Source organism: Flagellatimonas centrodinii (assembly GCF_016918765.2).
Lineage (GTDB): Bacteria > Pseudomonadota > Gammaproteobacteria > Nevskiales > Nevskiaceae > Polycyclovorans > Polycyclovorans centrodinii.
This window is the reverse complement of record NZ_CP092104.1, coordinates 2,118,926-2,132,160: the sequence shown is the minus strand read 5'-3', so window position 1 is coordinate 2,132,160 and position 13,235 is coordinate 2,118,926. Positions and strand designations below refer to the sequence as shown.

General features: G+C 65.2%; 15 protein-coding genes. 1 reads left to right on the top strand and 14 read right to left on the bottom strand.

The genetic code is table 11. The features are described from left to right. Window positions 1-23: 23 nt before the first annotated feature. The 8 genes from pheS to JN531_RS09935 form a co-directional block, all read right to left on the bottom strand. Window positions 24-1,028 carry a phenylalanine--tRNA ligase subunit alpha gene (gene pheS, locus JN531_RS09970; RefSeq protein ID WP_228348724.1) on the bottom strand — a complete coding sequence of 335 codons (1,005 nt, stop codon included), beginning with the start codon at window positions 1,026-1,028 and terminating at the stop codon, window positions 24-26. 87 nt (window positions 1,029-1,115) lie between these two features. Then, window positions 1,116-1,472, bottom strand: coding sequence for a 50S ribosomal protein L20 (gene rplT, locus JN531_RS09965; RefSeq protein WP_228348723.1), 357 nt, complete (start codon window positions 1,470-1,472; stop codon window positions 1,116-1,118). Window positions 1,473-1,487: 15 nt separating this feature from the next. After that, window positions 1,488-1,685 (bottom strand): 50S ribosomal protein L35, encoded by a 198-nt coding sequence (gene rpmI / locus JN531_RS09960; RefSeq protein ID WP_228348722.1) that lies wholly within the window; start codon window positions 1,683-1,685, stop codon window positions 1,488-1,490. Between the two features lie 134 nt (window positions 1,686-1,819). Next, window positions 1,820-2,344 carry a translation initiation factor IF-3 gene (gene infC, locus JN531_RS09955; RefSeq protein ID WP_228349985.1) on the bottom strand — a complete coding sequence of 175 codons (525 nt, stop codon included), beginning with the start codon at window positions 2,342-2,344 and terminating at the stop codon, window positions 1,820-1,822. A 115-nt stretch (window positions 2,345-2,459) separates the two neighbouring features. Continuing rightward, the gene (locus JN531_RS09950) at window positions 2,460-3,650 is read right to left on the bottom strand and encodes an EAL domain-containing protein (RefSeq protein ID WP_228348721.1); all 1,191 of its coding nucleotides are present in this window, start codon (window positions 3,648-3,650) and stop codon (window positions 2,460-2,462) included. Window positions 3,651-3,749: 99 nt separating this feature from the next. Beyond that, window positions 3,750-4,325 carry a YceI family protein gene (locus JN531_RS09945; protein WP_228348720.1) on the bottom strand — a complete coding sequence of 192 codons (576 nt, stop codon included), beginning with the start codon at window positions 4,323-4,325 and terminating at the stop codon, window positions 3,750-3,752. Between the two features lie 51 nt (window positions 4,326-4,376). Continuing rightward, the gene (locus JN531_RS09940; protein ID WP_228348719.1) at window positions 4,377-4,946 is read right to left on the bottom strand and encodes a YceI family protein; all 570 of its coding nucleotides are present in this window, start codon (window positions 4,944-4,946) and stop codon (window positions 4,377-4,379) included. A gap of 1 nt (window position 4,947) precedes the next feature. After that, on the bottom strand, window positions 4,948-5,502 hold the full coding sequence (locus tag JN531_RS09935) for a cytochrome b (RefSeq protein WP_228348718.1): 555 nt from the start codon (window positions 5,500-5,502) through the stop codon (window positions 4,948-4,950). Between the two features lie 94 nt (window positions 5,503-5,596). On the opposite strand from JN531_RS09935, the gene JN531_RS09930 reads away from it, so the two are divergent. Continuing rightward, window positions 5,597-6,211, top strand: a complete 615-nt coding sequence (locus JN531_RS09930) for a GNAT family N-acetyltransferase (protein WP_228348717.1) — start codon at window positions 5,597-5,599, stop codon at window positions 6,209-6,211. A 22-nt stretch (window positions 6,212-6,233) separates the two neighbouring features. Here the strand turns inward: JN531_RS09930 and JN531_RS09925 are convergent, their stop codons facing one another. The 6 genes from JN531_RS09925 to JN531_RS09900 all read right to left on the bottom strand — a co-directional run bounded on the left by JN531_RS09925 (window position 6,234) and on the right by JN531_RS09900 (window position 13,209). Then, window positions 6,234-7,460, bottom strand: a complete 1,227-nt coding sequence (locus tag JN531_RS09925; protein WP_228348716.1) for an aspartate kinase — start codon at window positions 7,458-7,460, stop codon at window positions 6,234-6,236. Next, on the bottom strand, window positions 7,461-10,070 hold the full coding sequence (alaS, locus tag JN531_RS09920) for an alanine--tRNA ligase (protein WP_228348715.1): 2,610 nt from the start codon (window positions 10,068-10,070) through the stop codon (window positions 7,461-7,463). Window positions 10,071-10,152: 82 nt separating this feature from the next. After that, the gene (locus JN531_RS09915; protein ID WP_228348714.1) at window positions 10,153-10,650 is read right to left on the bottom strand and encodes a regulatory protein RecX; all 498 of its coding nucleotides are present in this window, start codon (window positions 10,648-10,650) and stop codon (window positions 10,153-10,155) included. After that, window positions 10,619-11,656 carry a recombinase RecA gene (gene recA, locus JN531_RS09910; RefSeq protein WP_228348713.1) on the bottom strand — a complete coding sequence of 346 codons (1,038 nt, stop codon included), beginning with the start codon at window positions 11,654-11,656 and terminating at the stop codon, window positions 10,619-10,621. Before recA ends, JN531_RS09915 begins: the two co-directional genes overlap by 32 nt. A 27-nt stretch (window positions 11,657-11,683) precedes the next feature. Beyond that, window positions 11,684-12,163 (bottom strand): CinA family protein, encoded by a 480-nt coding sequence (locus JN531_RS09905; protein ID WP_228348712.1) that lies wholly within the window; start codon window positions 12,161-12,163, stop codon window positions 11,684-11,686. Further along, window positions 12,160-13,209: a Leu/Phe/Val dehydrogenase gene (locus tag JN531_RS09900; protein WP_228348711.1), complete on the bottom strand. Its 1,050-nt coding sequence runs from the start codon at window positions 13,207-13,209 to the stop codon at window positions 12,160-12,162. Before JN531_RS09900 ends, JN531_RS09905 begins: the two co-directional genes overlap by 4 nt. Window positions 13,210-13,235 lie beyond the last annotated feature (26 nt).

Below are 13,235 nucleotides of genomic sequence, written 5' to 3'. Positions count from 1 at the left end.
TTCTGGATTCGCCCGGTTTCGACTCAGCGGAACTGCTCGAGGAAGCGCAGGTCGTTGTTGAAGAACTGGCGGAGATCATCCACCCCGTAGCGGAGCATGGCGAACCGCTCCACGCCCAAGCCGAACGCGAAGCCGGTATAGCGCTCGGGATCGAGTCCCACCGCCTCGAATACTTTCGGATGCACCATCCCACAGCCGAGAACCTCCAGCCAGCGACCACGCTCGTCGAGCAGATCCACCTCGGCAGACGGCTCGGTAAAAGGAAAATAGCTGGGGCGGAAGCGCACCGTCACTTCGCGCTCGAAGAAGCGTGCGAGGAACGTGTTGAGCTCGTGCTGCAGGTCGGCAAAAGAGACATTCTCCGCCACGTACAGCCCTTCCACCTGATGAAACATGGGGCTGTGGGTGCGATCGGAATCGCAACGAAACACCCGCCCTGGAGCAATCACCCGCACCGGCGGCGTAGCACCACGCGACACCAACGCTTCCAGCGTACGGATCTGCACCGGGCTGGTATGGGTGCGCAGCACCCCCTGCCCGGCGTCGACGTAGAAGGTGTCGTGCATGGCCCGGGCGGGATGCAGCGCGGGAATGTTGAGCGCGGTGAAATTGTGGAAATCGTCCTCGATCTCGGGGCCGTCAACCGTCTCGAACCCGAGGTCGTTGAACAGACGCTCGATCCGCTCCAGTGTCCGCGTCAGCGGATGCCGCCCGCCGGCCAGAGGCCCCCGCCCCGGCAGCGAGACGTCGATGGCCTCAGCCGCCAACTGGGCTTCAAGGGCGGCGGCTTCCAGGGTCTGCTGTCGGGCCGAAAGCGCTTCCGAGACGGCCTGCTTGACGCGATTGATCTTCTCGCCGAACGCCTTCCGCTCGTAACCGGTCAGTTCAGACAGCTGCTTGAGACGTTCGGTAATGCGCCCCTTTTTGCCCAGCCATTCGACGCGCAGCGCCTCCAGTGCGCGCAGATCTGCGGCGGCGGCAATGGCGGCACGCGCTTCTTCCTGCAGAGTATCCAGTGATTCGCTCATATTCGGATTGATGGCAATAAAAAAGGGGAACGGCGCTCGACGCCGCTCCCCTGTGTAACGTCCCGTATGACGGGCGCGAATACGACTTCAGGCGAGCGCCACCTTGGCCTTCTCGACCAGCTGTGCGAACGCGGGCTTGTCATGGATGGCGAGGTCAGCCAGCACCTTGCGGTCCAGGCCGATCCCGGCCTTCGACAGCCCGTTGATAAATCGGCTGTAGGACAGGCCGTTCTCGACGCTGGCCGCGCCGATGCGAACGATCCACAGCGCCCGGAATTCGCGCTTCTTGACGCGCCGGTCACGATAAGCGTACTGCCCGGCCTTGATGACCGCCTGCTTGGCAACCCGGAACACGCGTGAGCGGGCGCCATAGTAGCCCTTCGCCTTGTTGAGGACCTTCTTGTGACGCGCGCGCGCCGTTACACCACGTTTGACTCGTGCCATGTGTCGATCCTCCCCTTATGCGTACGGCAACATCTGACGGACTTCCCGAACATCCACCGCGGCGACCTGGGTCGGCCCCCGCAGCTGGCGGATGCGCTTGGCAGACTTCTTCGTCAGGATGTGGCGCTTGTGGGAATGACCGCGCTTGAAGCCGCCTTTGCCGGTCTTGGCAAAGCGCTTCGCAGCACTCTTGATCGTTTTGATCTTGGGCATCTTGGACTCCTTGACCGCATGTGACCGGCTTCACATCCCGCCCTGGTGGGAGCTGACCGGGCCTTCCGAAACGTTCGGAAGGGCTTCCTTGTCCCGCCCTGTTGGGCGGCTACCGCAAAAATCCGTTGTGCCGCTCAGCGCTTGCGCGGCGCGATCATCATGACCGCCTGACGACCTTCCATCTTCGGAAACTGCTCAACCGCAGCCAGTTCCTCCAGCTCGTTTCGAACGCGCTCCATCAACTGCAGACCCAGCTCCTGATGCGCCATTTCGCGGCCGCGGAAGCGGATGGTGACCTTGACCTTGTCGCCCTCTTCCAGAAAACCGCGCATCTGGCGCATCTTGTTCTGATAGTCGCCGATGTCGGTGGTGGGACGGAACTTGATTTCCTTGATCTGGATGATCTTCTGCTTTTTCTTCGCAGCATGCGCGGCCTTGTCCTTCTGATAAAGGTACTTGCCGTAATCCATGATCTTGCAGACGGGCGGCTCGGCATTGGGGGAGACTTCGACCAGGTCGAGACCATCCGCTTCTGCCTTGGCGATGGCATCCCGGGTGAGCATGATGCCCACCTGTTCTCCATCGTCTGCGATTACCCGTACACGCGGCGCGGTGATTTCTCCGTTGCGCCGGTCATCACGTTCTTGAGCGATATTCAGTTCCTCCGAGTCAAATCAGGCCCTTGGATGGCGGCTGTGGCGCGACACCGAAGGGGCACTCGCACGCCCCCTGGGCGCACAAGACCGCGGATGATACCCGTGGCACGGCCGACACTCAAGCGCTTTGCAGACTTTCAAGCACCTGATCAAGGGGCGCCGGCCGGGAGTAGAGAAAACCCTGGGCGCAGTCGATACCGATGGCCTTCAAGGCTTCCGCCTGCTCGGTGGTCTCCACCCCCTCCGCCACGGTCTGCATCCCGAGATCTGCGGCCAGCCGCGCCACTGCCCGGACGATCTTCAGCGACGCCGGGTTGGTCAGCACGTCACTGAGGAACGAGCGGTCGAGCTTGAGCGTGTCGACCGGAAGCTGGTGAAGGTAGGAAAGGGACGAATACCCGGTCCCGAAATCATCAACCGACAAGCCGATCCCGCGATCCTTGCAGCGCCGCAGAAGGTCACGGCTGGCATCGAAGTTGCTCATCACCAACGATTCGGTGATCTCCAGCTTCAGGCGGTCCGGCGCCAGCTGGTGCCGGGCCAGGGCAGCCTCGATCGTGGGAAACAGCTGCGGGTCATCGAACTGCCGGATCGACAGGTTGAGCGCCACCGTCAGCGTTGGCCCCGGCCGCGCCGCAATCCGGGCGGCGGCAGCCACGGCGGTGTCAATAATCCAGTGCCCCATCGGCACGATCTGACCACTGGCCTCGGCCACCGGCACGAATACCGCGGGCGACACGGCGCCATGGGCGGGATGCCGCCAACGCAGCAGCGCCTCGAAACCCGTGACGTCGCCATCGGCCAAGCGCAGGATCGGCTGGTAATGCAGGGAGAATTCGTCGCGATCAAGCGCTTCCGCCAGATCCTGCTCGATCAACAGACGCTGCAGCACCACCTCGCGCTCGGCATCGAGGTGATCGTCCTGCAGGGTCTCGTAATCGGGCGGGGTCAACTGGGACGCAAGATCGTCGCGCAGGGCCGCACGGGCGCGGAGAATGGTCAGCCGCAGCAGGTGACGCAGCAGGGGATCGGCGCGGTGGAGACAGCCCGAGAAGGTGTCATGGGGGATGACGTAGACGGTTGTTGGCTCGCAGGCGATGGCCTGCGCAGTTCGTGTCTGGTCCCCCATCAGGGCCATTTCGCCGAACAGCTCATTGGGACCCAGTCGCGCCAACCGGCGCCGCTCGCCGCCGACCGTGCCGACGATCTCCACGGCGCCCGCAGCGACGATGAATGCCTCGTGGCCCCGCTCGCCGACATCAAAGAGCACCTCGCCCGCATCAATGTGCCGGGTGAAGCGTCGGTTCACTCGGGGAGCATGCAGGGCCGGAGCGGTCATCCCCCGATAGTGGCACAGCGGTGCGCGCGCGGGCGAATCCACGCGCGCACCCGCCGGGGTAAATTCACCTCAATCGTTGCGCAAGGCCTCGACCTGGATCGCCAGTTTCACCTCACCGGCGGCCCCCTCGGCGTACTTGCTCATGCCGAAATCGGCGCGATTGAACTCGGCCTCGAGATCGGCCCCACAGACTTCCTTTTTGAAGAACGGGTGCTCGATGCACTTGAAGCTTTCGAATTCCAGGACCACGGGCCGGGTCTCGCCGAGCAGCGTCAGTTCGCCCTTGACCTCGTCCGGCTCACCATCATCGAACTCGATGGTGCCGCGATAGCTGATGGTGGGGTACTTGGCGACATTGAAGAAGTCGGCATCGCGCGCATGCTCGTTCATCTTGTCGTGACCGAAATCCACACTGGCGGCATCAATCGTGATGTTCACCTCGCCGGTGCGGGCCTCCCGGTCGAGCACCACGGTGCCGCTGGTGGTGTTGAACTTGCCCCGCCACCACGAGATGCCCATGTGCGGCGCTTCGAAGCTGGGATAGGTGTGCGACGGCTCGATGGTGTAGTTCACGGGGGCGGCCAGGGCAACACCACTGAGGCTCAGCAGGGCGGCAGCGGGCACGATCGAGAAAAGGGTTTTCATCATGGACTCCGGTTATCGGGGGGAAGCGGGGAATTGAGGATGGGTGCCGGCTCAGTCAAACGCTTGGGCGATCCGGAAATGCACCCGGACGGCGTCATCGACAACGCCGTCCCAGGCGTCGTCACCAATCCCGTAATGGGTGCGGTCGATCGTCACTTCGCCCTCGAACCGTCGATAACCGTCGCCCTCGGTCACCGTCAGGTCGGCCGAGAGCGGGGTCGTTTTGCCCTTCAGCGTCAGCGTCCCGTCCGCACGGAAGCGCTGATCGCCGAGCGGCTTCAGTCCGTCAGCGCTGAAACGGGCCTGCGGATGCGCAGCACTGTCGAACCATTCGGGCTTGCGTACTTCTGCGTTGTAGTCGGGCAGGCCGAGATCGAAGCTGGCGGTGTCGATCACCAGCATCGCCGAGGCCGCTTCGGGGGCGGCCGGGTCGAACCGGATGTCGCCCTCGAACCGCTGAAAGCGGCCTTCCACCGACACCCCCATCTGCTTGAAGGTCGCCACCACTTCACTGCGACCCGACACCACCGCGGTGGTGCTGGCCTGGAGCGACAGCGCCGTCAGCAGCACACCCAGCGCAGCGCCCCAGCGGGCGCGGTGAAAGGAAAAAGGCGAAACCATCTCATTCTCCGGTAGTGGAACGACCCGGCAGCATGCGCCACAGCAGGCCATCACGATCAACAAACTGATGCTTCAGCGCTGCACCCACGTGCAGTATCACCAAGCCGGCCAACAGATTGTTCAGCGACACATGTGCCCACTTCAGCCATCCTGCCAGGTGCTCGTCACGGGCCAGCAGGTCCGGCAGCGGCAACACCCCAAAGTACACGGTCTGAAACCCGGACGCCGACGAGTACAACCATCCGCTGAGCGGAATCAACACCATCAGCCCGTACAGCAATCCGTGGGTCGCCCCGGCCACTCGACGCTGCCAGACCGGGGTTTCCGGCGGCAGCGCGGGTGGTACGTGCGACAGCCGCCACAGCACCCGCAACATCACCAGCGCAAAGACCGTGACCCCCACCCATTTGTGCCAGCTGAACAATTTCAGCTTGGTCGGCGAAAATGCGAGCTCGGTCATGTATTGACCGAGACCGAAGCCACCGAAGATCAACAGGGCGATACCCCAATGCAGGGTTATCGCGATCATGGTGTAGCGCGGGGTCGGGGTATTCATGAACGGATTCCGGGAACACCTGCTGCAGCGTACGGGGGCTCAGTCATTCAAACAAGCGAACTGTTTTGACATCTTCATTCAAATATTCTGACTTATGACCGCACCCCTGTCCCGGCTGCCAGCCCCCTACCACCTGCACCGCCTGACCGGCGCCGCCCTGACGCCCTGGCTCGACGCGGTGGCGGCATTGCGCATCACCGTGTTCCGGGACTGGCCCTATCTCTATGAAGGCGATCTGGGGTACGAGCGCGACTACCTTGCCCGCTATCGCGACTGCCCGCGCGCGATCGTCGGGCTGGTGGAGTGTGAGGGACGTCCGGTCGGCGCCACCACGGGCCTGCCCCTGACCGACGCTGCGCCGGAGATGCAGGCGCCGTTTCATGCCAGCGGCATCGACTTGGCGCCCTGGTTCTACTGCGGCGAATCGGTGCTGCTTCCGACAGCCCGCGGACAGGGCATCGGGCGCGCCTTTTTTGAGCTGCGGGAGGCACATGCCCGGGCACTGGGTCTGACCCACAGCACCTTCTGCGCAGTGGAGCGACACGACAATCACCCCCTGAAGCCCGCCGCCTATCGCGGCAACGACCGACTCTGGCAGGGGCGTGGCTACCAGCGTCAACCCGGATTGCAATGTCGCTACCGCTGGCGCGACATCGGCGCCGACACAGAGGACGACAAGCAACTCACCTTCTGGACCCGCAGCCTGTAGACACGCACCGTGCAACGGGCGCTCAGGCGGCGGTCGGCTGCTCCAGACCGAAGGCCTTGTGCAAGGTGCGCACGGCCAACTCGAGGTACATCTCGTCGATGACCACCGAAATCTTGATCTCCGAGGTGGAAATCATGCGGATGTTGATCCCGGCAGTCGCCAGCGCCTTGAACATCTGACTGGCAATGCCGGCATGACTGCGCATGCCGACCCCCACCACCGACACCTTGGCGATGTCGGTGGCCCCGCCGACACCCTTGGCGCCCAACTCGGCGCTGACCGTGCGCATCACCTCGGTGGCCCGATCAAAGTCGTTCTTGTGGACGGTAAAGGTGAAGTCGGTGCTGCCGTCGGCGGCAACGTTCTGCACGATCATGTCGACTTCGATGTTGGCGTCCCCGACCGGGCCCAGCAGGGCAGCCGCGATCCCGGGCCGGTCCGGCACGCCATTGACGGTGAGCTGGGCCTCGTCGCGGTTGAAGGCAATGCCGGAGATCAGGGGGTCTTCCACTTTTGAATCCTCTAACGTGATCAGCGTGCCCGGGCCATCCTTGAACGTGGACAGCACCCGCAGTGGCACCTTGTATTTGCCGGCGAACTCGACGGCCCGGATCTGCAGCACCTTGGAGCCGAGGCTGGCCATTTCCAGCATTTCCTCAAAGGTGATGCGGTCGAGCCGGCGCGCCTTGGGCTCGACCCGCGGATCGGTGGTGTAGACACCGTCGACATCGGTATAGATCTGGCATTCGTCGGCCGCCAGCGCGGCCGCCAGGGCGACCCCGGTGGTGTCGGAGCCGCCGCGCCCCAAGGTGGCGACGGCACCGGCATCGGTAATGCCCTGGAACCCGGCGACCACTGGCACGACACCGGCCTGGCAATCGGCACGCAGGCGGTCGGGATCGATCCCCTGGATCCGGGCCTTCATGTGGGCACCATCAGTACGGATCGGCACTTGCCAGCCGGTGTAGGACCGTGCCTGTATCCCCAGCTTGCCAAGCGCCAGCGCCAGCAGACCGATGGTGACCTGCTCCCCGGTAGCGGCGATCTGGTCGAACTCGCGCTGACTGCCACGGGGATTCACCGAGCGCGCCAGGGTCAGCAGACGATCGGTTTCGCCGCTCATCGCCGACACCACCACCACCACCTGATCGCCGCGCTGAACGAAGCCGGCCACCTTGGTGGCAACGTGCTCGATGCGTTCCACCGATCCCATCGAGGTGCCACCGTACTTCTGAACAATCAATGCCATTTAGAGTGTGCCTTCCACGTAGGCATAAACCGATTCCAGCGCTGCTGGCAGGGCCGCAACATCGGTCCCCCCGGCCTGCGCCATGTCCGGGCGTCCGCCGCCCTTGCCGCCAACCTGGGTCGCCACATGCTTGATGAGATCACCGGCCTTGATGCGGCGGGTAAGATCCTGGGTGACGCCGGCGATCAGGCTCACCTTGTCACCGTCCGCCGCGCCCAACACCACGACGCCGCTGCCCAGCTTGTTCTTGAGCTGGTCCTGCAGGTCCCGCAGGTCGTTGCCGGCAACACCGTCGACTCGGGCCGCGATCACCCGCACGTCACCGACCATCCGCGCCTGGCTGACCAGGTCGCCGCTGGCGGCACCCGCGAGCTTGCCCTTGAGGGCCGCGAGCTCTTTCTCCAGCGCCTTGGCGCGCTCCAGCTGCGCCTCAATCTTCTCGATCAGGTCTTCGCGGCCACTGCGCAGCCGATCTGCGGCCGCCCTGAGCGTGTCGTCGAGCCCGCGCAGATGGGCCAGTGCGTTCTCACCGGTGATTGCTTCAACCCGACGAATGCCGGACGCGACACCCGACTCCGAGACGATCTTGAACAGACCGATATCGCCCGTGCGGCCAACATGGGTACCCCCGCACAACTCGGTGCTGAAGTCGCCCATCTGCAACACCCGCACCTCGTCCCCGTACTTCTCGCCGAACAGCGCCATGGCACCACTGGCAATGGCATCGTCATAGCCCATGACCCGCGCGCCCACCTCAACGTTGGCGAGCACCGCACGGTTGACGCGGTTTTCGATCTCGATGATCTCCTCCACCGTCACCGCCGACGGGTGCGAGAAGTCGAATCGGGTGCGCTGGGCATCCACCAGGGAGCCCTTTTGCGCCACGTGCTCGCCCAGCACGTCACGCAAAGCGCGGTGCAACAGGTGGGTGGCGGAGTGGTTGCGCATGGTGGCACGGCGCAGGCTGTCGGTGACCTCGGCGGTCACCGCATCCCCCACCGCGAGCCCGCCCTCGGCCAGCCGTCCGCTGTGGCCGAACACGCTGCCCTTGATCTTCTGAGTATCGTCCACCACAAAGGTACCGATGCGGCCGGCATCGCCCACCTGACCGCCGGACTCGGCATAGAACGGCGTGCGGTCGAGCACCACGATGCCCTGCTCGCCGGCCTGCAGCGACGGCACCGGTTCACCGTCCCGGAACAGCGCCACCACGGTGGCATCGGCGCGCAACGACTCATAGCCGACGAAACAGGTGGCATCACCCTCGTACCGCAGACTGGCGCCTGCCTTGAAACTGCTGGCCGCGCGCGCACGCTCGCGCTGCGCCGCCATCTCGCGCTCGTAGCCGTCGAGATCCAGGGTCAGCGCGCGCTCACGGGCGATGTCGGCGGTCAGGTCAACGGGAAAGCCGTAGGTGTCGTACAGCTTGAACACCACCGCCCCCGGGATCACGCCGGATGCAAGCCCGGCAATCGCCTCGTCGAGCAACTTCATGCCCTTGTCGAGCGTCGTCGCGAAGGCATCTTCCTCGGCACGGATGGTCTGCTCCAACCAGGCGCGTTTCTCCACCAGCTCCGGGTAGCCCGCGCCCATCGCCTCGCCCAGCGGCGCCACCAGCGCATGGAAGAAGGGCTCGTTCAGCCCCAGCTTGTAGCCGTGACGGATGGCGCGACGCATGATCCGCCGCAGCACGTAACCGCGTCCCTCATTGCCCGGCAACACACCGTCGAGCAGCAGAAAGCTGGTGGCACGAATGTGATCGGCAATCACCTTCTGCGAGGCCGATGCATACGGCGCCTGTCCGGCACGCGCGGCGATCGCCTCGATCAGCAGACGGAAGCTGTCGATGCGGTAATTGTCATGGGTGCCTTGCAGCAGCGCCGAGATACGTTCCAGGCCCATGCCGGTGTCGACGCTGGGCGCGGGCAGCGGCGTCATGCGGCCGTCGGCATGCCGCTCGAACTGCATGAACACCACGTTCCAGATCTCGATCCAGCGGTCGCCATCCTCGTCCGGCGAGCCCGGCGGGCCACCCGGGATGTGGTCGCCGTGATCGTAGAAGATCTCGGTGCAGGGGCCGCAGGGACCGGTCTCGCCCATGGTCCAGAAGTTGTCCGACGCGTAAGGCGCACCCTTGTTATCACCGATACGGACGATCCGCTCGGCCGGCACACCAACCGTGTCCTTCCACAACCCGTAGGCCTCGTCGTCGGTGTGGTAGACGGTGACCAGCAACCGCGAGGGGTCGATGCCCAGCCAATCGCGGGAGGTGATGAACTCCCAGGCCCAGGGAATGGCATCGGCCTTGAAATAGTCGCCGAAACTGAAGTTGCCCAGCATCTCGAAAAAGGTGTGATGCCGTGCGGTGTAGCCGACGTTCTCGAGGTCGTTGTGTTTGCCGCCGGCGCGCACGCATTTCTGGCTGGATGCCGCCCGCGTGTACGGCCGCGTGTCCTGGCCAGTGAACACGTCCTTGAATGGCACCATGCCGGCGTTGGTGAACAGCAGCGTCGGATCGTTACCCGGCACCAGAGGGGCCGAGGGCACGAGGGTGTGCTGCTTGGACTCGAAAAACGCCAGGAATCGGGCGCGGACGTCGTTGCTGTTCATGCGGCCGGGCAGCGAAAAAGGTCGCATAGGGTAGCGAAAAGCGCGTCGGGACTCACGGCCGCCCGGTGGAACCTCGCGGCTGTCAGCTTCCGCCCGGATCGTCCGGGTCGTAGCCGCGCACTGCGGCCCGAATCTCACCCGCCGAAAATCCCCGGCCGGCGAGGTGACGCCAGGCACGCAGACCGGTCTCCCGGTCCTCAGCGGCGCCCGCAAAACGCCGCTCGACGATGGCGGCCGCCTGCGCCGCCCAATCCACCTGCAGGTCCTCCATCACCTGCTCGATCCGCCCGCGATCAATACCGGCCTGTGCCAGCTCGGCACGAATCCGCAAGGGGCCATAGCCCTGCCCGGCCCGATGGCGGGCCAGCGTTTCGGCATAGCGGTCGTCCGACTGCAGGCCGCGTTCGGCAAGGCGGGAAACCGCGGCCTCGGCGGTGTCGGCATCGGCGCCACGCTGCCGCAGCTTGGCGGTCAGCTCGCGCGCGCCATGCTCGCGGCGGGCCAGCAGCCGCAGCGCCCGCTCGCGGGCGCTGGCGGCATCCAGCGGCTTACTTGGCGGGCGTCGGGGCGTCTTCTTCACCCGCGCGCTTGCGCTTGGGGACCAGCTTGTCACGCAGGGTCTTCTCCAGCTCGCCGGCAATCTCGGGGTGGTCCTTGAGATAGTTGCGGGCGTTGTCCTTGCCCTGACCGATCTTGTCGCCGTTGTAGGCATACCAGGCGCCGGACTTGTCGACCAGCTTGTGCTCCACCCCGAGGTCGATCAGCTCGCCTTCGCGGGAAATCCCCTCGCCATACATGATTTCGAAGATCACCTGCTTGAACGGCGGTGCCATCTTGTTCTTGACCACCTTGACGCGGGTTTCATTGCCGATCACCTCGTCGCCCTTGCGGATGGCGCCGATCCGGCGGATATCGAGGCGCACCGATGCATAGAATTTCAGCGCGTTGCCGCCGGTGGTGGTCTCCGGGCTCTGACCCGGCATCATCACGCCGATCTTCATGCGCAGCTGGTTGATGAAGATCACCGTCGTTTTCGAACGGTTGATGGTACCGGTGAGCTTGCGCAGCGCCTGGCTCATGAGGCGCGCCTGCACCCCCACGGAGGCATCACCCATGTCACCTTCCAACTCCGACTTGGGCACCAGCGCCGCCACCGAGTCGATCACGATCACGTCGATGGCATTGGACCGCACCAACATGTCGACGATCTCCAAGGCCTGCTCGCCGGTGTCCGGCTGCGAGATCAGCAGGTCATTCACCTGCACCCCGAGCTTTTCGGCATAGCCGACATCCAGCGCGTGTTCGGCATCGACAAAGGCGGCCACGCCGCCGGCCTTCTGTGCTTCGGCGGTCACGTGCAGGGCGAAGGTGGTCTTGCCCGATGATTCCGGGCCGTAGATTTCCACCACGCGGCCGCGCGGCACGCCGCCGATGCCGAGGGCGGCATCCAGTGTGATGGAACCGGTGGAGATCACCTCCACTTCCGGCCGCGTGTCGACCCCCATCCGCATCACCGCGCCCTTGCCGAACTGGCGTTCGATCTGGGAGAGGGCGGCTTCTAGGGCTTTCTTGCGGTTGTCGTCCATGGTCTGTCCTGAGTGAGGTTACCTGTATTATTTCACAGTTATCCGGGCGCGCAGGCCCTGCAGCGAAATGTTCACCGTTTGTTGCCGGATCGCCGCCCGGTCGCCCGCGAACTGATGGCGCTGGGCGGTAACACCGCCCGGCCCGGCCCAGGCGATCCAGACCGTCCCGACCGGCTTCTCCGGTGTGCCGCCCCCCGGCCCGGCAATACCGGTGACCGCGACCGTCCAGTCGACATCGGCACGGCGCCGCAGACCGGAGGCCATCGCCTCGGCGACCGGCCCACTGACGGCGCCATGCGCGGCCAGCAATGCTTCGGGAACCGCCAGCAGGTCCTGTTTGGCGCGGTTGGAGTAGGTCACCACCCCGCGATCGAACCATGCCGAAGCGCCCGGCACATCGGTGAGGCGCGCCGCCAGCAGGCCACCGGTGCAACTCTCGGCCACCGCCAACCAGGCGCGCCGCGCCAGCAGGACCTGACCAATGGCATCGGCATCGACGTCGATCATGGCCGGAACACCGCTTCGGCCAGCGCGTCGGCCACCGCCCCGGTGGCGCGACCGCGCACTGCGGCCCTGGTGAAGATGTCGCTGAGGGTGTCACCGATGCGATCGAGGTGGGCCCGGACGGCCGCTGCGTCATAGCCGGTTCGCTGGTGGTGAATATCGATGATGCCACCGGCATTGACCACGTAATCGGGCGCATACAGTATGCCCCGCGCCTGTAGCAGGCTGTCGTGCTCGGGCCGCGCCAGCTGGTTGTTGGCCGCCCCTGCCACGACCCGCGCCTGCAACTGCGGCAAGGTGTGGTCGTTGACCACACCGCCGAGCGCGCAGGGGGCGAACACCTCGACCGCCTGGGCATGAATCGCAGACACGGGAACCGCCACCGCGCCGAAGGCCCGCACGCAGCGGTCGACCGCCGGCGAATGGGTATCCGCCACCCACAGCCGGGCGCCTTCGGCATGCAACAGCGCGGCCAGACGGTAGCCGACATTGCCGACACCCTGGATCGCCACCCGCACCCCCTCGAGGTCATCCCGACCGAAGGCGAAGCGCACGGCGGTACGGATCGCCACCAGGGTGCCGTAGGCGGTTGCCGGCGACGGGTCGCCGGTGCGGCCGGTGGCACGGGTTTGGGCATCGGTGAGGCCACTGACGTGGCGGGTAACCCCGGACATCACCTCGATATCAGCCACGTTGGTGCCGGAGTCCTCTGCCACCACATAGGCACCGCCGAGACGCTCGATGCCACGTCCCATGGCCCGCAGCAATGCCGGCGACTTGTCGCGACGCGGATCACCGAGGATGACGCTCTTGCCGCCCCCCTGCGGCAGACCCGCCAGCGCGGCTTTGAAGCTCATCCCCCGCGACAAGCGCAAGACATCGGTCAGCGCGGCTGCCTCGTCGACGTAGGGAAACATCCGGCAACCGCCGAGACTGGGGCCGAGGCGCGTGCTGTGGATGGCGATGAGGGCGCGCAGGCCGCTGGACGGGTCATGGTGAAACACGACCTGCTCATGGCGATCAAAATCGGGATGGTCGAAGACGGTCATGCCGGATGCGGGCTGGACGGCAGGGC